Origin of the sequence: Noviherbaspirillum denitrificans, from assembly GCF_002211445.1 — a bacterium.
GTDB lineage: Bacteria > Pseudomonadota > Gammaproteobacteria > Burkholderiales > Burkholderiaceae_D > Noviherbaspirillum > Noviherbaspirillum denitrificans.
In genome coordinates, this window is the sequence record NZ_LSTO01000001.1 from 172,853 (window position 1) to 191,425 (window position 18,573).

Sequence of the window (18,573 nt, forward strand, 5' to 3'; positions counted from 1 at the left end):
CAAGGCACCAGCTTCATTGCTGCGCGCCGGGATCGGCGATGCGATCTCGAAGAAATTCGAGGCGGAGCAATGCGCCCGCGCGGCCGGCGGCCTGAACATGTTCCGCGCCCGTCCGCTGGCATCCGCGGGCGTGCTGGCCGACGCCTGTTACCGCACCCTGCTGCGCGATGCGGAAGAGGCGCTGGCAGCGGCTGGCACGGGCGAGACGACGCCTGCGTTCGAACGCGTGATCGAGGCGGTGATCCTGATGTCGGGGCTGGGTTTCGAGAGCGGCGGCCTGTCGATCGCGCATGCGCTCACGCGCGGTCTCTCGGTGCTGCGTGGGGTGAAGCGCGCGCCGCACGGATTGCAGGTTGCCTATGGATTGCTGGTGCAGGCCGAACTTTCTTCCGGGCGCGACGGCATGCTCGATGAGCTCGACGATTTCTATCGTCGCACTGGCCTGCCGCGCAGCCTGGCCGACCTCGGCTTGCCGGACCCGGCGCCGCAGGAACTCGCCGAAGCGGCGGCGTTGACACTGGCCGCACCGCACGCACGCAATTTCGAACGCACCCTCGACGCCAAGGAACTCGTCGCCGCCATGCACGCCGTCGAACGGCGCAACGCGGCACTCACTCACTAGGACATCCATGAAACTCTCCGATATGACGCTCCTGAAGGAGCAGGCCTTCATCGACGGCGCGTGGGTCGGCGCCGACAACGGCGGCCGCTTCAATGTCACCAATCCAATCGACAACAGCCTCGTGGCCAGCGTGCCCGGCATGGGCGCGGGCGAAACACGGCGCGCGATCGACGCCGCGCAACGGGCGCTGGCCGCGTGGAGCGCGCGCAGCGCCAAGCACCGTGCCGGCCTGCTGCGCAAATGGTACGAGCTCGTGATCGCCCACCAGGATGACCTCGCGCTGCTGATGACCTGCGAGCAGGGAAAGCCGCTGGCCGAGGCAAGGGGAGAAGTAATGTACGGCGCTTCGTTCATCGAATGGTTTGCCGAAGAGGCCAAGCGCGCCTACGGCGAGCTGGTGCCGGCACCGACCGAAGACCGCCGCCTGGTGGTGATGAAGCAGCCGGTCGGTGTGGTCGCCGCGATCACACCGTGGAACTTCCCGGTCGCGATGATCACGCGCAAGGCTGCACCCGCGCTGGCGGCGGGCTGCACGATGGTGCTCAAGCCGGCGAGCGAGACGCCCTTGTCCGCGCTGGCGCTGGCGGCGCTGGCCGAGCGGGCGGGGATTCCGCCGGGCGTATTCAATGTGGTGACCGCCGAGCGTTCCGGCGGTGTCGGCGAGGAACTGACCGGCAATCCGGCGGTGCGCAAGCTCACCTTCACCGGATCGACACGCGTCGGCAAGCAGCTGATGGCGCAGTGCGCGGGCACCGTCAAGAAGCTGTCGCTCGAACTCGGCGGCAATGCGCCCTTCATCGTATTCGACGACGCCGACATCGATGCCGCCGTGCGCGGCGCCGTCGCATCGAAATACCGCAACGCCGGCCAGACCTGTGTGTGCGCGAACCGCTTCCTGGTGCAGGACGGCATTTACGACGAATTCGCGCGACGCCTCGCGCAGGCTGCCAACGCGCTCAAGCCGGGCGATGGCCGGGAAAATGGCGTCAACCTCGGGCCGCTGATCCATGCGCGCGCCGCGGGGAACACCCACCAGTTGGTCGAGGAGGCAGTCGCCGATGGGGCATCCGTGCTTGCGGGAGGTGATTACGTGCCCGGCGCCACCAGCCTGTACCAGGCGACGGTGCTGGCGGACGTCAGGCCGGAAATGCGCGTCGCGCAGGAAGAAATCTTCGGCCCGGTGGCACCACTCATCCGCTTCTCCACCGAAGAAGAGGCGATCCGCCTGGCGAATGACACGCCCTACGGCCTGGCCGCGTACTTTTACACGCGCGACCTGCAGCGCAGCTGGCGCGTATCGGAGCGGCTCGAATACGGGATGGTCGGCCTGAACGAAGGCTTGATCTCCAACGAAATGGCTCCCTTCGGCGGCATCAAGGAATCCGGGCTCGGACGCGAAGGATCGCGCCACGGCCTCGATGAGTACATGGAGTTGAAATACGTCTGTGTCGGCGGGATGGCTTGATGGCCAGACCAAGGACTTCATTTTTTTTCTAACAAAGGATATATCATATGCGATATATATCATTGCAGCGGCGACTGGGAGGCTCCAAATGAACAGCGCCGTTTCCCTGGCATCCACCGCAGCTCGCCACAGCTTTGACCTGACGCCGGAGCAGGTCGGCTTCCTGCGGGAGAAGGCCATGTTCATCCGGCTCGAGACGATCCGCCTGATCGAGATCGCCAAGACCGGGCACTACACCTCGGTGTTCTCGGCGGCGGAAATCTTTTCGGCGCTGTACTACGACGTGATGAACCTGCGCCGCGGGCAACCCGCATGGGAAATGCGCGACCGCTTCCTGATGGGCAAGGGACATGCGGCCGTCGGCCTGTTCCCGGTGCTGGCCGACCTCGAGTTCTTCCCGAAGAGCTGGCTCGATGACTACACGCGCCTCGGCAGTCCGCTTGGCGACCACCCGGACATGCGCAAGGTGCCGGGCATCGATTTCAGTTCCGGTTCCATCGGCCATGCGCTGTCGGCCGGCCTTGGCATGGCGCTGGCGGGACGCTTCCTGAAACAGGACTTCACCACCTTCGTGATGCTCGGCGACGGCGAAATGCAGGAAGGCCAGGTCTGGGAAGCGGCCATCGCCGCCGCGCATCACCGCGCCAACCGCCTGATTGCGATTGTCGACCGCAACGGCTACCAGCTCGACGGCGCCGTCGACGACGTGATGGGCATCGAGCCGCTGGACCAGAAGTGGAAAGCATTCGGCTGGGAAGTGCACACCGTCGACGGCCACAGCATCGCCGCGCTCACCGCGCTGCTGCGCAAGCTGCGCGCCGACGACAGCCGCACGCAACCGGTCTGCGTGATCGCGAAAACCGTGAAGGGCAAGGGCGTGAAGTACATGGAAACCGAGCCGGGCTGGCACCTCGGCTACCTCGCGCCGGACGACGCGCAACGCGCGATCGAAGAAATCAAGGGACAGGAGATCTGACATGAACCAACCGCTTTCCAAAGACTCCTGGCAGTACCGCGGGCTCAACGCCATCACGCCCGGCCTGTCCTACCTGTCGGACGGCCTGATCGCACTGGCCGAAGCGGGCCATCCGGTCGTCGCCGGTTCCGCCGACCTGCAGTATTCCAACGGCCTGGTGCGCTTCGCGGAACGCTTCCCCGAGCGCTATACGCAGTTCGGCATTTCCGAGCAAAACATGGTGACCGCCGCCGCCGGCATGGCGGCCACCGGCTGCATGCCGTATGTCGCTACCTTCGCGTCCTTCCTCGCGTTGCTCTGCTGCGAACAGATCCGCATGGATGTCGCCTACTGCGGCTTGCCGGTGCGCCTGATCGGCCACCACACCGGCATTTCGCTCGGCTTCTACGGCACCTCGCACCACGCCACCGAAGACCTCGCGATCATGCGCTCGATCGCCGACCTGACGGTGGTCGCGCCGGCCGACGGTCCGCAGCTGGTCGCTGCGATCAAGGCCTCCGCCAATTATCCCGAACCGATTTACTTCCGCATCGGCCGCGGGCGCGAGCCGGTGGTGTACGAGGACGGCGTGCCCTTTGAATTCGGCAAGGCGATCGAACACAGCCAGGGCGAACAGATGACCATCATCGCCTGCGGCTCGACCGTGCATCCGGCGCTGGAAGCGTCCCGCCTGCTCAAGGCGGCCGGCTACTCGGTCGGCATGATCGACATGGCGACCGTCAAGCCGCTCGACCGCGACGCGGTGCTGCGCGCCGCAAAGCGCTCGCGGCTGCTGATGACTGTGGAGGAGCACAACGTGCTAGGCGGCCTCGGCGGCGCGGTTGCGGAAGTGCTGACCGAGGAAGGATGCGGCGTGCGCCTGATCCGCCACGGCATCAAGGACGAGTACAGCCTGATCGCACCGCCGACGCACCTGTACGCCCATTACAAGCTCGACACCGCCGGCATTTGCGCGGTGGCGGAAGAAGCGCTGCGCCGCGTTTAAACGAACCGGGACCCCATGCGCCCCGGCATGCAATCCGGGGCATATCAAACCAACAGGAGACTTACGATGAACCTGCCGTTTTCCTCACGCTGCTGGCGTGCCCTTGCATCCATCGCTGCATTCGCAGTCGCCACACAGGCCGGCTCCGCCCTGGCGCAAGCCAGGGAAGTGCCGGTCGGCTTCCTGCTGCCCTTGTCCGGCGGCTCGGCCACCATCGGCAACCAGACCAAGGCGGGCGCGGAAATCGCCGCCGAACAGATCAATGCGTCGGGCGGCATCAAGGCCCTCGGCGGCGCGAAGCTGAAACTCATCTTCGCCGACACCCAGTCCAAGCCCGACGTCGGCGTCGCGGAAACCGAACGCTTGATCCAGCGCGAAAACGTCGCCGTGATCGTCGGCGCCTACAACAGCGCGGTGACCTTCCCGGCAACCGAGCTGGCCGAGCGCTACAAGACGCCGTGGCTGGTGACAGGCGCGGTCAAGGATGAAATCACGGAACGCGGCTTCAAATATGTTTTCCGCCCGAACAACAAGGCGATCTACGACGCGCGCGAACAGCTCGACGCGATCGACCTGCTGAAGAAGGAAACCGGCAAGGGCCCTAAAACCATCGGCCTGTTCTATGAGGGGACGGACTGGGGCCGTTCGCACGCCGCCAACATCAAGAAGCTGGTCAAGGACCGCGGCTACAGCGTCGCGCTGGACGAGTCGTATCCGCCCAACCAGGCCGACTTTTCCGCGCAGCTGCTGAAGATCCGCGCCACCAAACCGGATGCGCTGATCGTGGTCGCCTACACGCCGGACCACATCCTCTTCACGCGCCAGTTCACGGAAAGCCGCCTGCATGTTCCGTTCGGCGTGCATTCGGTCGGCGGCGGTTCGGAAGACCCGAGCTTCTACAAGGCATTGCCGCAGCAAGCCGTGCAGTACATGTTCGTGCAGGACGACTTCCAGGTCGACATCATGCGGGCATCGAAGGATCCGGTCCTGACGGCGGCCGACAGCAAGTTCAAGGCGACGATGGGATACGGGCTCAATTCCTACGGCGCGCAAGGCGTGTCCAACGTCTACATCCTGAAGGACGTGCTGGAACGCGCGGCCTCGATCGACAAGGAAAAGCTGCGCGATGCGCTGGCGGCGACCGACATCTCCAGCGGTCCCGCACTGGTCACCGGCTACCAGCGCATCAAGTTCGACAACCAGGGCCAGAACACCTTCGCCCACGGCGTCATTTCGCAGAACCTGGGCGGCGAGCGCCGCACCGTCTGGCCGGCTGAAAACCGCCTGGCGGACGTGCGTCCCGTCTGGCCGCTGCCGAACCCGTCCAAGTAATCACCCGTCCGGCAATCCGCACAAGCTGCTTGCCGGGCTTCACCAGGTATTCAGATCATGGACCCAATCATCCTGATATACGCCGTCATCAACGGCGTCCTCCTGGGCGGCATCTATGGCGGTGTCGCCTTAGGTCTCAGCCTGATATTCGGCGTGCTGCGAGTAATCAACTTCGCGCACGGTTCCTTCCTCATGCTCGCGATGTACGCAAGTTATGCATTGTGGACCGCGTTCGGCATTCATCCGTATGCGGGCGCGGTGGTCACCGTGCCGCTGCTGTTCGCGTTCGGCTACTTCACGCAGGCGGTCATCATCGCCCCGCTGTTCAAGCGCGAGGCGGCAATGGTGGTCGAACCGCTCGGCGCGCTGCTGCTTACCACCGGCGTGTTCCTGGTGCTCGACAACAGCGTGCTGATGACCTTCGGCCCGGATGTGCGTTCGGTCAGCACCGAGTTCGCTAGCGGCTCGATCAGCCTGCTGTCGCTGCCGGTCAACATCCCGCGCATGATCGGCTGCCTGTCGGCGCTGCTGCTCGCCGGCGGGCTCGCCTACTGGTTGCGGCATACCGACATGGGGCGCGCGATCCGTGCGACCGCGCAGAACCGCGATGCGGCGGCATTGTCCGGCATCCACGTCGGCAAGATCTACAACATCACCTTCGGCATCGGCGCCGGCATCCTCGGCCTGTTCGGCGCGCTGCTGGTGCCCTTCCTGTCGATCACGCCGACCACCGGCCTGGGCTTCGGCATCAAGTCTTTCCTGGTCGTCGTCCTTGGCGGCATCGGGTCAATTCCCGGTTCGCTGCTCGGCGGCATCCTCCTCGGCGTGTTCGAGTCGGTGGCGTCGCAGTTTGTCACCGCGACATCGGCATCCGTCTTTTCCTTCTGCCTGTTCATTGCCGTGCTCCTCGTGCGGCCGAACGGTCTGTTGGGACGCAAATAAGTCTGCAGGAGGAGCACATCATGAAGCTGAAAACGAAAAACGCGACCACGCTGCTCGGCCTGCCGCTGCTGGCGCTTGCGACAGCGGTCCCGCTGCTGGTGAAGGATGCCTACACGCTGCATTCGCTCACCATGATCATCTACTTTGCCTACATGGCGTCGGCATGGAATTTTGTGTGCGGCTATGTTGGGCAGATGTCGCTGGGGCATTCGGTGTTCGCCGGCGTGGCCGGTTACGCCACCGTCCTGCTGTTCACCGGCGCCGGACTGTCGCCGTGGGCCGGCATGCTGGTGGGCGGCGGGATCGCCGCCATCCTGTCCACCTTCATCGGCTACCCGACCTTCAAGCTGAAGGGGCCGTACTTTACGCTGACCACGATCGCCTTCGCGGAGATCGTGCGCATCTGGCTGGAGAACACCGACGAGTTCCTCGGCATTCCGCTCAAGGGCGCGCAAGGGCTGGTGGTGCCACCGTCGGCGCTGGGATGGCAGGTATTCCAGTTCGACGGCAAGCAGGCCTACTACTACATCGCGCTGGCGCTGCTGGTGGTGATGCTGGCGGCCACCATCTTCCTTGAGCGTTCCCGCCTCGGGTATTACCTGAAGGCGATTCGCGGCGACCGCAACGGCGCGGAAGCGCTCGGCATCAACCCGACCCGGTACTCGCTCGCCGCGCTCGCCATCAGCGCGTTCATGACCGGGCTGGGCGGCGCGTTCTATGCGCAGTTCTTCCGCTACATCAACCCGGAACGCAACATGGGCCTGGACCTGTCCATCGACACCGCCATCATGTCGATCGTCGGCGGGCAGGGCACGGTGCTCGGTCCGGTGCTGGGCGCGCTCATCCTGCACCCGCTGGCCGAACTCACCCGCTCCTACCTCGGCGGCCGCTTCCTCGGGCTACACCTCGTGATCTACGGCGTGGTGCTGATCATCGCGGTCCTGTACTTCCCCAAAGGGGTGATCGTCCCGATCGAACGCTGGCTGCAGCGTTCGGGGAAATCGAAGCGCTGAGAAATGGAGAGCAACGTGAGCAGGAAAATTCTTGAAGTCAAATCGATCTCGAAGCGCTTCGGCGGACTGCAGGCGGTCAGCAATTTGTCGTTCGACATCGCGGAAGGAGAAATCCTCGGCTTGCTGGGGCCGAACGGCGCCGGCAAGACCACCGCCTTCAACCTGATTGCCGGTTTCTTCCAGGCGGACGAAGGCGACATCCGCTTCGAGGGAAAACAGATCCGGGGGATGCTGCCGTACCAGGTATGCAGCGCCGGCATTGCACGCACCTTCCAGCTGTCGAAACCGTTCGGCGGATTGTCCGCGCTGGAAAACGTCATGGTTGGCGCATTCGCGCAGGCCCGGTCGCGCACAGCCGCGCAGGACGAAGCCCATGCGGTGCTCGACTTCCTTGGCATGGCGGACAAGGCCGATATCGATGCCAACGACCTGACGGCGTTCGACAAGCGCAAGCTGGAACTGGGTCGCGCGCTTGCCACCAAACCACGCCTGCTGCTGATGGACGAAGTCGTTGCCGGTGCTACGCCATGCGAGGCGGGCGAAATGGTGGACCTTGTGAAACGGGTACGCGACCGCGGCGTCACGGTCCTCATCGTGGAACACGTGATGAAAGTGATCATGGGCCTGTCCGACCGCGTAATCGTGATGGAGCAGGGCCGCCTGATCGCCAACGGCGTTCCATCCGAGGTGGTGCGCATGCCGGAAGTGTTGAAGGCTTACTTTGGAGAAGCTTATGTCAGCGGAGATGAATATGCCAGTGCCAGTGCTTGAGGCGCGCGATATCTGGTCCGGGTACGGGGAGCAGCAGGTGCTGCGCGGGATCGACCTGGTGTTGCAGCCACGCTCGATCACCGCGCTAATCGGCGCCAACGGCGCGGGCAAGACGACCTTCCTGCGCACCGTGTCCGGTTTGCTCCGGCGCACGCGCGGATCGATCGCGCTGAACGGCAAGTCGATTGATGGGCTGCCGCCGCACGCGGTGGTGGCAGAGGGATTCGTGCAGTCGCCGGAAGGCAAGCAGCTGTTCCTCGAGATGTCCATCCACGAGAACCTGCTGATCGGCGCGACGAATCCGCGCGCGAAGGCACGGCGCAGCCAGACGCTGCGGGAAGTATTCGACCTGTTTCCGATCCTGGAAGAGCGCAAGGCGCAACCCGCGTCGACGCTGTCGGGCGGACAGCAGCAAATGCTCGCGGTAGGGCGCGCGCTGATGGCGATGCCGGCGGTGCTGGCGCTCGACGAGCCGTCGCTCGGCCTCGCGCCGATCATGGTGGACCGCTTGTTCGACAGTATTCGCGCGCTGAAGCACAGGGACCTCGCGATCCTGGTCATTGAACAGAACGTGAACCAGGTGCTGGAAATGGCGGACCACGGCTATGTCGTGGAAAACGGGACGATCGCGATGGAAGGCACGGGCAGCGAACTGCTGCACAACCCGCACCTGCGCTCGACCTATCTTGGTATCTGAACGAACATTGAAAGGGCAGGACATGAGCAAACGTATAGCAATCATTACGGGCGGCGGCACCGGCATCGGCCGCGCATCGGCGGAAGCCTTCGCCGCATCCGGCATGCGGGTGGTATGCCTAGGCATGGACGCCGATGGCGACCTTGGCGAAGGGTTGGAGTTCCGGAAGCTTGACGTCACGTCGGAAGAAGCGGTGAGGGCCGCGCTCGCAGGCCTCGAACGCATCGATGTCGTGGTCAACGGCGCGGGCATCATCCTGCACGAAGGAAAGGAGTTCTCGGCAGACGGCTTCCGCAAAGTGCTCGACGTCAACCTCACCGGCGCGCATATCGTGTCGATGGTCGCGCGCGAACGACTGGCCGCGTCGAAGGGCGCGATCGTCAACGTGGCATCGATGTGGAGCCAGTTCGGCTCGCCGCGCAATCCGTCCTACTCCGCCAGCAAGGCGGGGATCACGGCGCTCACGCGCTCCCATGCGGTGGCGCTGGCCGAGGAGGGCATCCGCGTCAACGCGGTGGCGCCGGGCTGGATCCGGACCAAGCTGTCGTCTGGCGCGCTGGATAACCCCGAGCGCGCTACAGCCATCATGGCCCGCCTGCCGATGAAGCGCTGGGGGAAGCCCGAGGACGTCGCGCGCGCGGTCCGCTTCCTGTGTTCCGACGATGCGTCCTACATCACCGGAGTCGTCCTGCCCGTGGACGGCGGATTCGGGATCGCATGATGAAGTACATCGACCACACCATCGATGGCACGCTCAGGCTTGCCGAACGGCCGGTTCCCGTCCCCGGTCCGCATGAAGTGCTGATCCGGGTCGCTTACGCCGGCGTCAACCGGCCCGATGTGCTGCAGCGTCAGGGCCGCTACAACCCGCCGCCGGATGCCTGCCCGTATCTCGGCCTCGAAGTGTCCGGGACGATTGAAAAAGTTGGCGAGGCGGTCACGCGCTGGCGGCCCGGAGACAAGGTCTGCGCGCTGACGCACGGCGGTGGCTATGCGGAATTCTGCGTGAACCACGAATCGCACTGCCTGCCGGTGCCGCAAGGTTTGAGCCTGGAACAGGCCGCCGCGCTGCCTGAAACCTACGCGACAGTCTGGGCCAACCTGTTCGTCAACGGCGCCGTGCGCGAAGGCCGTTCGATTCTTGTCCACGGCGGTTCGAGCGGCATCGGCATTACCGCGATCCAGCTTGCGCGGGCGTTCGGGGCGCGGGTCTTCACCACGGTCGGCACGCCGGAAAAGGCTGCGTTCTGCACGCAACTCGGCGTAGAGGCGGCGATCAACTACCGCACGGACGATTTCGGCAAGGTGATTGCCGAGCGCACGGACGGCAAGGGCGTGGACGTGATCCTCGACATGGTCGGCGGCGGTTATGTGGAAAGGAACCTCGCGGCATTAGCACTGGAAGGAACCCTGGTCCAGATATCCTTCCTTGAAGGCAGCCGCATGGACATCGACCTTGCCCCCATCATGCTCAAGCGCCTCACCGTCACCGGATCCACGCTGCGGGCGCGCAGCGTGGAAAACAAGGCGGCGTTGCTGGCCGGGCTGGAGAAACAGGTGTGGCCTTTGCTGGCTGCGGGGAAATGCCTGCCGAGGGTTGACCGTGTCCTCGCGCTGGAAGAGGCGGCCGAGGCCCATCGGCTGATGGAGGAGGGCAAGCTGATCGGGAAGGTGGTGATGCGGATCTAGCCCGGCCATGCGGATGGCACGATTTGGTTGATCATGTCATCCATCATGCGAAAACAAGGGCCGTACAGCTGCTTCGATTCCCAGGCCAGGCAGTCGCGCCAGATCTGGATAGGCGCGCGCATCCGTTCTCTCCTGCCGACCGGGCGCACATGAGCGTCTGGTTCTGCGGGCCAGCGAAATTCAGAAAGCCACTTCGTGAGGACTTCAGGGCGAACCGGCCGGCATGGGATCACTTTCACCAGTGAGCTGTTCGAGATGCGGTGAACGCACCGTTCCCCAAAAAGCGCACCCGGAATATCGTCTCCGGTATATCGTGTGACGCATCGCAGTCCTGATTGCAACGACGATGGAAAAGATGGAAATCGAGAACGCAGCCGCGCGGCGCCGAATACGCGAAGAAATCCTGCGCGCCATCGCGCGCAACCGCGTCCCGGGTTATCACTTTGCGGGTAACTTCTTCGGCACGATGTTTGAAAAGGTCGGGCCGGACGGCGCGATCGTCCAGATGGATCCGGGCGTCCATACCGCCGACGCGGATGGTTCGCTGCACATCGGCGCCCTCGCGCTACTTGCGGATGTGGCGATGGGCGCCAGCATCCGCGCGCGCATCCATCCTACTGTGCGGCTGGCCACTACCGGCATGCAGCTGCAGTTCAGCGGCGTCGCGCCGAAGGCGCCGCTCGAAGCTACCGCTACCTGCGACGGATACGTTCGCGGCGCCCCCGGCCAGCATGCGTTGAGCAGCGTGACGGTCCGGCAGGGCGGGGAACTGATTTGCCGCGCGAGCGGCGTCTTCATGGTCGTGCCCGCGCCAGGCGGGAAAGTGCTGCCGCCTTTTCCATGGCGCACACGCGATGAATTGCAGGTTGATTTGCCCGCCACGCTCGATGACGAAGAATGCGCAATCCTGGCGCGCGCGGATGCACTGCTCGCAGCGCCGGACTGCGCGGACAGCTTCATCCGACGCTTTCTCGCCTATCGCACGGTGCGCGACGAGGGCGGTACGACGACCACGATGCCCAACGGTCCGCACATCGGCAACCGCGTCGGCCACCTGCAGGGCGGCGTCCTGCTCGGCCTGGCGGCAGTCAATGCGCATGCCGCGCTGGACGGGAACTGGGCGCTGACCGGCCTGTCGGCCAGCTTCATGCGTCCGGGTGAAGGGCAGGAAATGCGTGCCCGTTCGCGTGTCGTGCATTGCGGCCGGCATACCGCGATGGTGCGCACGGAAGTATTCGCGGAAGACAGGCAAATCCTGGATGCAATGACGACGCACGCCGCGCTGTCATAGGCGCCAAGCTGTTCCCGATGTCCAAGCCGGATTAGAATTGAGCGTTTTTATGCGGCTTGGAAGGAGAGGGCATGCCCCCGAAGGTGTATACGAGCGTCGACGACGAGAAGCTCGTCGAAAAACGCCGCGAGCAATTCGTTGCCGCGGCGAGCGAACTGTTCGGGCGGAACGGCTTCCACACCACCACGATCAAGGAAATCGCGCAGCGCGCCGGTGTAAGCGCCGGGCTGATCTATGCGTATGTGAAGACCAAGGAAGACATCCTTTTCCTGGTGCTGCAGAGCGTGCTGGAAGGCTATGCGCGCGAAATCCCGAAGGCGCTCGAAGGCATGACCGATCCGCTCCAGCGCTTCTGCACGGCGGTGCGGACTTATTGCGAAGTGGTCGCCGCCAAGCCTGATGCAACGCTGTTGGCCTACCGCGAGACCAAGTCGCTCAGCAGCGAACAGAAGGCGGCGATCAAGGACATGGAGCTGGCCAGCAACCGGCTGATCTCGGATTGCATCGACGCGTGCATCCGCGCCGGCTACTTCCGCCCGGCAAAGAACCTGGAACTGCTCACCTACCGCATCGTGCTGCTCGCGCACGGCTGGGCGCTCAAGGCATGGCGTTTCCGGGAGATCGTCTCGCTGGACGAGTACATCGCGGAGGAAATCGACATGTTCCTGCATGCGATGATGACCGACGCGGGCTGGAACCACTTCCGCGGGATGCCAGGGCGGGCGGTAAACACCAAATAAACGCAGGTGCTTGACATCCAATTGCGCCTCGCTTAATCTGTTTGTAAATGAATGACTGTTCATTCAACGATGCGAGGTAACGATTTCGTGGCACGTCAATTGATCCATACCCGGCAGGTGACTTGCAAGGGCTACTTGCGCGATGACGGCCTGTTCGAGGTCGAAGGTCATCTGGAAGATGTGCGCGGTGTCGATTGCATGGACAAGCGGCGCGTGGTGCTGGTGCCGGCCGGGGAGACGCTGCACGGGATGCGTTTGCGGATCACGGTGGACGAGGAGATGCGCATCGTCGAAGCCGGCGCGCGCACCGAGCACAGCCCGCATGGTGAATGCCGTTCGGCCGGGAAGGCGTATGCGGCGCTGGAAGGGCTGGTCATCGGCCCCGGATTCCTGGCTGCGGCCAGGGAGCGCTTTCGAGGCGTGCAGGGTTGCACCCACCTGACTGAACTGGTCGGGCCGGTAGCGACCACGGCGATCCAGACGGCGATCTCCGCACGGGAGCAGCAGGCGGGGCAGGTGGAGCAGAAGGGGCCGCAGATGTCGCTGGTGGACAGTTGTGTCGCCTGGCGGCGCGGTGGAGAAGCATTCCATGCTCACACCGACGAAAAGCAGGAAGTTGAACAAAGTTAGGCAGCATTGAAGACCGATCGGCGGTGCATTTACCCGTCGATTTTTTTTGAATCCGTAAATGAATGACTGTTCATTCAAAAAGGAAAGCGCAATGTCTTCAGAGGTATTCAGCAGTGTCGACGACACTGAACTCGTCGAACGGCGGCGGCAGCAGGTCGTTGCTGCCGCAACCGAGCTGTACGGGCAGAACGGCTTCCACAAGACCACGGTCAAGGAAATCGCCCAGCTTGCCGGCGTCAGCGCCGGATTGATCTACTCCTACGTCAAGAGCAAGGAAGACGTGCTCTTCCTGGTGCTGCAAAGCGTGCTCGAGTCCTATGCGCGTGAAATCCCGAAAGCGCTGGAAGACGTTACCGATCCGGTCCAGCGCTTCTGCGCGGCGGTCCGTGCCTATTGCAAGGTGGTCGGCGCAAGGCCGGATGCGACGCTGCTGGCGTATCGCGAAACCAAGTCGCTCGGCGCGGAGCAACAGGCCGCCATCAAGCAGATGGAGCTCAAGACCAACCAGCTCCTGACGAGGTGCATCGAAGACGCAATCGCCGCCGGCTATTTCCGCAAAATCAATGTCGAGCTGGCCGCCTACCGGATCGTACTGCTCGCGCACGGCTGGGCGCTGAAGGCGTGGCGCTTCCGGCAATTCACCTCACTGGCCGAATACACCGAAGAAGGCCTCGACCTGTTCCTGAACGCGATGCTCACGCCCAAGGGATGGGCGCACTGCAGGGGAGAAAAAGAACAATGATTACGCTGAAACCTTCACCCGCCGCGCTGGATCGCTACTACGCCGCCGGCCAGTGGCAGGACCGCTCGCTGGGGCAGCTGATCGCAGCCAGCGCCGCGCGCTTCCCGGACAAGATCGCGGTGCGCGACAACACCGGCCACGCGATCACCTACCGCGCGCTGGAAGACAAGGCGTCGCGCTTCGCCGCCTTCCTCGCCGCGCAAGGTGTCGGCGCGGGCGACGTGGTGACGATGCACATGCCCAACTGGTGGCAGACCGCGGTCGTCACCTATGCGACCTTCAAGATCGGCGCGGTGATCAACCCGGTGCCGCCGACCTACGGCTGGAAAGACCTCGCGTTCATCATGAACAAGACCGGCGCGAAGGCCATCGTCGTGCCAGGCAAATTCCGCAGCGCCGACTACACCGAGCACCTCGACCGCATCCGCGACGAGCTGCTTGTCAAACCGGTGATCGTCGTCGCCGGTGAAGGCAGCATCGCGCTCGGCACCGGATTCGACGAAGCGCTGTCCGGTCCTCTGCTGGAAAAAGAAAGCTACGGCCATCCGGACGCGCCCTGCCTGGTGCTGTTTACTTCCGGCTCGGAATCGAAGCCGAAGGGAGTCGTGCACACGCACAACACCGCAATCTTCGGCGAGCGCGCGCTGTCCGGAAAGCTGGGCCTCGACGACAGGGATATCTGCTTCATGGCGTCGCCGGTCACGCATACCAGCGGCTTCATGCACGGCGTGCTGATGACGCTGATGAACGGAGCCAGCGTGTCGCTGCTCGATGTCTTCAAGGGGGATGCGGCGGTCGACCAGATGGCGGAAAGCCGCGCGACCTGGACCATGGGCGCCACGCCTTTCCTCGGTGACGTGGTGGAGAGCATGGAAAGGAGCGGCAAGCGTTTGCCCGACCTGCGCTACTTCCTGTGCGGCGGCGCGCCGATTCCGGAAGTCATCGTGCGCCGCGCGCATCTGCTCGGCATCCGCGTGCTCAGCATCTACGGCGCCACCGAAAGCCCGCCGCATACCGTCACCTGGCCGGAAGACCCGGTCGAGAGCGCCTGGCAGGCCGACGGCCGCGCGCTCCCGGGCATCGAAGTGCGCGCGGTGGACGAGCAGGGCCGCACGCTGCCCCCAGGGCAGGAAGGCGAACAGCTGTCGCGCGGCCCGCATGCGTTCATCGGCTACCTCGGCGAACCGGAACTGACGGCGAAGGCGCTCGACGCCGACGGCTGGTATCACTCGGGCGACATCGCCCGCGTCGGCGCGGACGGCTCGGTGCGCATCGTCGGGCGCATCAAGGACATGATCATCCGCGGCGGGCAAAACATCTCCGCGCGCGAAGTGGAAGACGTGCTGATCGAGCATCCGTCCTGCCACATCGTGTCGGTGGTCGGCATTCCGCACGAGCGCATGGGCGAAGTGTGTTGCGCGGTGGTGGTCTGCCATCCGGGCAAGGCGCTGGGCTTCGATGAAATGAAGGATTTCCTGGCCGCACGCGGCATCGCACGTTTCAAGCTGCCCGAATACCTCGTGCTGCGCGAATCAATGCCGACCACGCCGAGCGGAAAGATCCAGAAATACAGATTGCGTGAAGAACTCAAGGGATTAGCGGGAGGATTGGCCCATGTTTAACGTCGAAGACCTCGGCCGCATCGTGCGCGTCACGATGCAAAGAGCGCCGGTGAATGCCATCAACAATGATTTCGTCGCCGGTTTCAACCGCGTGCTCGACGGCATCGCAGAAAAGAAAGACTTGCTGGTCCTGCACATCCGCAGCGACCAGAAAGCCTTCTCGGCTGGCGCGGACCTCGCGCAAGTGCAGACGCGCTTTGCGATGGAGCGCGGCGCGGACGCGATGGTGAAAGACATTCGAGGATTCCACCGGCTGTTCGACCGCCTCGAAGCATTGCCGTGCGTGACGATCGCCGAAATCGGCGGCACCGCGCTGGGCGGCGGCTACGAACTCGCGCTGGCCTGCGACCTGCGCATCGCCGCCAACGAAGCGAAGATCGGCCTGCCGGAAGCAAAGCTCGGCCTGATCCCGGGCGCGGGCGGCACGCAGCGCCTCACACGACTGTGCGGCCCCGGCGTCGCGGCACGGATCATCCTCGCCTGCGAAGTCGTCGATGGCAAGACCGCGCGCGACCTCGGCATGGTGCAGTGGGCGGTGCCGGCGGCGGTATTGCCGGGCGAAGCGGAGGCGCTCGCAAAGCGCGTATCCGAATTCGCGGCGCCCGCAATCCAGGTTGCCAAGCGCTGCATGGCAAAAGCCGTCGCGCTGTCGCCCGACGGTTTCGAAACCGAACTGCAAGGCACACACGGCCTGATGGCCACCACCGAGGCACGTACGCGCATCAAGGAATTCTTCGCGCAACGGGGCCGCTAATCAATCAACCAATGGAGAAACCAGCATGGACCTGAGCAATAAAGCAGCAATCGTCACCGGCGGCGGTTCCGGCATCGGCCGCGCCACCTGCATCGCCCTCGCCAAGGCCGGCGCGCGCGTATTCATCGGCGATATCAATACCGCCAGCGCGGAAGCGGTCGCGAACGACATTCGCGCGGCAGGCGGCAAGGCCGACGCGCTGTTCCTCGACATCACCAGCGACGAGGCAATCAAGGGCTTCGCCGACCAGGTGCATGCCCAGGTGGGCAAGGTCGACATCGTCGTCAACGGCGCCGGCTGGGACATCATCGAGCCCTTCATCAAGAACACGCCGGAATACTGGGACAAGATCATGGCGATCAACTTCATGGGCCCGGTCAAGGTCACGCGCGCCTTCCTCGATCCGATGATCGAAGGCAAGAGCGGCAAGGTCGTCAACATCAGCAGCGATGCGGGACGTGGCGGCAGCAGCGGCGAGACCGTCTATGCGGGCGCCAAGGGCGGCGTGATCGCGTTCACCAAGTCGCTGGCGCGCGAACTGGCGCGCTACGGCATCAACGTCAACTGCGTGTGCCCCGGCCCGACCGATACGCCGCTGTTTGCCACGCAGCCGGAAAAGGTGCGCGATGCGCTGACCAATGCGATTCCGTTCCGCCGCCTCGGCAAGCCGGAAGAAGTCGCCGACGCAGTGACCTTCTTTGCCAGCGACCGCAGCAGCTTCATCACCGGCCAGGTGCTGAGCGTCAGTGGCGGCCTGACCATGCACGGCTGATCGACGCCATGGCGACGCACAGCAAACAGCGCACCCTCGCCGACGCCGTCCGAGAGAACGTGCGCGCAGGCGACACGATTCACTTCGTATTCACCCACAACCGCTCGCACGCGGCAGTGTGGGAAGTCGCGCGGCAGTTCCGCGACAGGAAAAGCCTGCGGCTGGTGGCGACCGGCCTGCTCGAATACGCGACCGCGCTGTGCGCTGCCGGCGCGGTGAAGTCGCTGGAAAGCGCGTTCGCCGGCAACACCTATCCGGCGCCTGCGCCGTCGCAGGTGCTGGTCCGGCATTTTGCAGACGATGAGACCAGCGATCCCGACTGGACCAACCTGACGATGACGCTGCGCCTGATGGCCGGCGCCTTCGGCTGGCCCTTCGTTCCCACGCGCAGCCTGGCCGGCAGCGACCTCGCCGATGGACCGGGACGCGCCCATATTGACGATCCGTTCGGCAAGGGACAGGCGACGCTGCTGGCGCCGCTGAATCCGGACGTCGCCTTCGTGCATGCGGCGCTGGCCGATACCGAGGGCAACGCGGTCATCTATGGGCCGGATGCCGAGGAGCTGTGGGGCGCGTACGCATCGCGCCGCGTGATCGTGACCGCAGAAAAGGTGGTGCCGCCGGACGAACTGCGCAAGCTTGGGCCCCGTCCGGGTCTTCCCGGCCACTGCGTCACTGCCGTGGTGGAAGCGCCATACGGCGCGCATCCGCAGGCGCAGTTCGTGTGGAACGAGGCGGACGGCGTTGCGCCATATGCGGAAGATTACGCGCTGCGCAAGCAGATGCGCGCCCTGTCGCGCGATCCGCAGGCGATGCGCGCATGGCTGGAGGAATGGGTGTTCGGCACCGACCACGCCGGCTACCTCGCGCGCCTCGGCAGGGAGCGCCTCGCGCAGTTGCACGACATGACGCCGCCGGTCGCGTCCGAAAGCTCCTTCGCGGAGGTGACGGCGGAAGAGCGCGCCGCCGTCATCGCGATGCGCGAAGCGATCGCGGCCGCGGGCGCCGGCACACACGACCTGTTCTTTGCGGGCATCGGCGTATCGCATCTCGCCGCGTGGGCGGCGGAATCGGTGTGCCGCTCGGAAGGCATTCCGGTGCAGCTCGTCGCCGAGACAGGCATGGTCGGGTTCCGTCCGTTCAAGGGCGATCCCTACTTGTTCAATTACCCGAATGCGCTGTCCAGCCTTGCGCATTCAAGTTTCGTGCGCACGCTGGGCGCGCTCGCCGGACCGCGTGCCGAACGCGTGCTGGTATTCCTCGCCGCCGCCCAGCTTGATCGCCACGGCAGCATCAATTCCTCGCGCGGTGCCGATGGCCGGCTGATTGTCGGCTCCGGCGGTGCGAATGACCTGGTCAACGGCGGCGGCGACTGCCTCGTCGTGATGCCGCTGCGTCCGGGCCGGCTGGCCAATCGGCTGCCGTTCGTCACCAGTCCGGCGCGACGGCTGCGCGGCGTCGCGACCGATCGCGGCTGGCTGGCGCCCGCCGTACCCGGCAGCGACCTTCAGATTGCCGCCGTGATGGCGG

20 protein-coding genes are annotated in these 18,573 nt (G+C 64.7%); 19 read left to right on the forward strand and 1 reads right to left on the reverse strand.

Annotated features, from left to right (window positions below; all coding sequences use genetic code 11):
* The 11 genes from AYR66_RS00840 to AYR66_RS00890 all read left to right on the forward strand — a co-directional run.
* Positions 1-622, forward strand: a 622-nt coding sequence (locus AYR66_RS00840; protein WP_141104137.1) for a dehydroquinate synthase/iron-containing alcohol dehydrogenase family protein, incomplete at its 5' end; no start/stop codon positions are given.
* A 7-nt stretch (positions 623-629) separates the two neighbouring features.
* The gene (locus AYR66_RS00845; protein ID WP_088705927.1) at positions 630-2,087 is read left to right on the forward strand and encodes an NAD-dependent succinate-semialdehyde dehydrogenase; all 1,458 of its coding nucleotides are present in this window, start codon (positions 630-632) and stop codon (positions 2,085-2,087) included.
* A 178-nt stretch (positions 2,088-2,265) separates the two neighbouring features.
* Positions 2,266-3,063 (forward strand): transketolase, encoded by a 798-nt coding sequence (locus AYR66_RS00850; RefSeq protein ID WP_234814999.1) that lies wholly within the window; start codon positions 2,266-2,268, stop codon positions 3,061-3,063.
* A 1-nt stretch (position 3,064) separates the two neighbouring features.
* Positions 3,065-4,048: a transketolase family protein gene (locus tag AYR66_RS00855; RefSeq protein WP_088705929.1), complete on the forward strand. Its 984-nt coding sequence runs from the start codon at positions 3,065-3,067 to the stop codon at positions 4,046-4,048.
* Between the two features lie 66 nt (positions 4,049-4,114).
* Positions 4,115-5,380 carry an ABC transporter substrate-binding protein gene (locus tag AYR66_RS00860; RefSeq protein ID WP_088705930.1) on the forward strand — a complete coding sequence of 422 codons (1,266 nt, stop codon included), beginning with the start codon at positions 4,115-4,117 and terminating at the stop codon, positions 5,378-5,380.
* A gap of 57 nt (positions 5,381-5,437) precedes the next feature.
* Entirely contained in the window at positions 5,438-6,322 is an 885-nt protein-coding gene (locus AYR66_RS00865) for a branched-chain amino acid ABC transporter permease (RefSeq protein WP_088705931.1), read from the forward strand.
* A 20-nt stretch (positions 6,323-6,342) separates the two neighbouring features.
* Positions 6,343-7,335, forward strand: a complete 993-nt coding sequence (locus AYR66_RS00870) for a branched-chain amino acid ABC transporter permease (protein WP_088705932.1) — start codon at positions 6,343-6,345, stop codon at positions 7,333-7,335.
* 15 nt (positions 7,336-7,350) lie between these two features.
* Entirely contained in the window at positions 7,351-8,106 is a 756-nt protein-coding gene (locus AYR66_RS00875; RefSeq protein WP_170942025.1) for an ABC transporter ATP-binding protein, read from the forward strand.
* Positions 8,087-8,803, forward strand: coding sequence for an ABC transporter ATP-binding protein (locus AYR66_RS00880; RefSeq protein WP_088705934.1), 717 nt, complete (start codon positions 8,087-8,089; stop codon positions 8,801-8,803). Before AYR66_RS00875 ends, AYR66_RS00880 begins: the two co-directional genes overlap by 20 nt.
* A 22-nt stretch (positions 8,804-8,825) precedes the next feature.
* The gene (locus AYR66_RS00885; protein ID WP_088705935.1) at positions 8,826-9,524 is read left to right on the forward strand and encodes an SDR family NAD(P)-dependent oxidoreductase; all 699 of its coding nucleotides are present in this window, start codon (positions 8,826-8,828) and stop codon (positions 9,522-9,524) included.
* Entirely contained in the window at positions 9,521-10,492 is a 972-nt protein-coding gene (locus tag AYR66_RS00890) for an NAD(P)H-quinone oxidoreductase (RefSeq protein WP_337366613.1), read from the forward strand. The genes AYR66_RS00885 and AYR66_RS00890 overlap by 4 nt, the downstream gene beginning before the upstream one ends.
* On the opposite strand, the gene AYR66_RS30320 is transcribed toward AYR66_RS00890, so the two are convergent.
* On the reverse strand, positions 10,489-10,614 hold the full coding sequence (locus tag AYR66_RS30320) for a hypothetical protein (protein WP_272938317.1): 126 nt from the start codon (positions 10,612-10,614) through the stop codon (positions 10,489-10,491). The genes AYR66_RS00890 and AYR66_RS30320 overlap by 4 nt on opposite strands.
* 224 nt (positions 10,615-10,838) lie before the next feature.
* Here AYR66_RS30320 and AYR66_RS00895 point away from each other — a divergent pair, with 224 nt between their 5' ends.
* From AYR66_RS00895 to AYR66_RS29200, 8 genes are all read left to right on the forward strand, one after another.
* Entirely contained in the window at positions 10,839-11,783 is a 945-nt protein-coding gene (locus tag AYR66_RS00895) for a hotdog domain-containing protein (protein WP_088705936.1), read from the forward strand.
* Between the two features lie 71 nt (positions 11,784-11,854).
* Positions 11,855-12,523 (forward strand): TetR/AcrR family transcriptional regulator, encoded by a 669-nt coding sequence (locus tag AYR66_RS00900; protein WP_088705937.1) that lies wholly within the window; start codon positions 11,855-11,857, stop codon positions 12,521-12,523.
* Between the two features lie 87 nt (positions 12,524-12,610).
* Positions 12,611-13,153, forward strand: a complete 543-nt coding sequence (locus AYR66_RS00905; RefSeq protein WP_170942026.1) for a DUF2889 domain-containing protein — start codon at positions 12,611-12,613, stop codon at positions 13,151-13,153.
* A gap of 91 nt (positions 13,154-13,244) precedes the next feature.
* A complete protein-coding gene (locus AYR66_RS00910) occupies positions 13,245-13,895 on the forward strand; it encodes a TetR/AcrR family transcriptional regulator (RefSeq protein WP_088709539.1) in 651 nt (216 codons plus the stop codon).
* The gene (locus AYR66_RS00915) at positions 13,892-15,517 is read left to right on the forward strand and encodes an AMP-binding protein (protein WP_088705939.1); all 1,626 of its coding nucleotides are present in this window, start codon (positions 13,892-13,894) and stop codon (positions 15,515-15,517) included. The genes AYR66_RS00910 and AYR66_RS00915 overlap by 4 nt, the downstream gene beginning before the upstream one ends.
* Positions 15,510-16,271: an enoyl-CoA hydratase/isomerase family protein gene (locus tag AYR66_RS00920; RefSeq protein ID WP_088705940.1), complete on the forward strand. Its 762-nt coding sequence runs from the start codon at positions 15,510-15,512 to the stop codon at positions 16,269-16,271. The genes AYR66_RS00915 and AYR66_RS00920 overlap by 8 nt, the downstream gene beginning before the upstream one ends.
* A gap of 25 nt (positions 16,272-16,296) precedes the next feature.
* Positions 16,297-17,043 (forward strand): SDR family NAD(P)-dependent oxidoreductase, encoded by a 747-nt coding sequence (locus AYR66_RS00925; RefSeq protein WP_088705941.1) that lies wholly within the window; start codon positions 16,297-16,299, stop codon positions 17,041-17,043.
* Between the two features lie 8 nt (positions 17,044-17,051).
* Positions 17,052-18,573: CoA-transferase (locus AYR66_RS29200; protein WP_088709540.1), on the forward strand; the 1,522-nt coding region annotated here is incomplete at its 3' end.

Coding starts and splice junctions, on each gene's coding strand:
- AYR66_RS00855 (WP_088705929.1), top strand. CDS start 3,065: ATGAACCAACCGCTTTCCAAAGACTCCTGGCAGTACCGCGGGCTCAAC.
- AYR66_RS00910 (WP_088709539.1), top strand. CDS start 13,245: ATGTCTTCAGAGGTATTCAGCAGTGTCGACGACACTGAACTCGTCGAA.
- AYR66_RS00845 (WP_088705927.1), top strand. CDS start 630: ATGAAACTCTCCGATATGACGCTCCTGAAGGAGCAGGCCTTCATCGAC.
- AYR66_RS00900 (WP_088705937.1), top strand. CDS start 11,855: ATGCCCCCGAAGGTGTATACGAGCGTCGACGACGAGAAGCTCGTCGAA.
- AYR66_RS00885 (WP_088705935.1), top strand. CDS start 8,826: ATGAGCAAACGTATAGCAATCATTACGGGCGGCGGCACCGGCATCGGC.
- AYR66_RS00890 (WP_337366613.1), top strand. CDS start 9,521: ATGATGAAGTACATCGACCACACCATCGATGGCACGCTCAGGCTTGCC.
- AYR66_RS00915 (WP_088705939.1), top strand. CDS start 13,892: ATGATTACGCTGAAACCTTCACCCGCCGCGCTGGATCGCTACTACGCC.
- AYR66_RS00860 (WP_088705930.1), top strand. CDS start 4,115: ATGAACCTGCCGTTTTCCTCACGCTGCTGGCGTGCCCTTGCATCCATC.
- AYR66_RS00925 (WP_088705941.1), top strand. CDS start 16,297: ATGGACCTGAGCAATAAAGCAGCAATCGTCACCGGCGGCGGTTCCGGC.
- AYR66_RS30320 (WP_272938317.1), bottom strand. CDS start 10,614: ATGCGCGCGCCTATCCAGATCTGGCGCGACTGCCTGGCCTGGGAATCG.
- AYR66_RS00895 (WP_088705936.1), top strand. CDS start 10,839: ATGGAAAAGATGGAAATCGAGAACGCAGCCGCGCGGCGCCGAATACGC.
- AYR66_RS00870 (WP_088705932.1), top strand. CDS start 6,343: ATGAAGCTGAAAACGAAAAACGCGACCACGCTGCTCGGCCTGCCGCTG.
- AYR66_RS00865 (WP_088705931.1), top strand. CDS start 5,438: ATGGACCCAATCATCCTGATATACGCCGTCATCAACGGCGTCCTCCTG.
- AYR66_RS00880 (WP_088705934.1), top strand. CDS start 8,087: ATGCCAGTGCCAGTGCTTGAGGCGCGCGATATCTGGTCCGGGTACGGG.
- AYR66_RS00920 (WP_088705940.1), top strand. CDS start 15,510: ATGTTTAACGTCGAAGACCTCGGCCGCATCGTGCGCGTCACGATGCAA.
- AYR66_RS00850 (WP_234814999.1), top strand. CDS start 2,266: ATGTTCATCCGGCTCGAGACGATCCGCCTGATCGAGATCGCCAAGACC.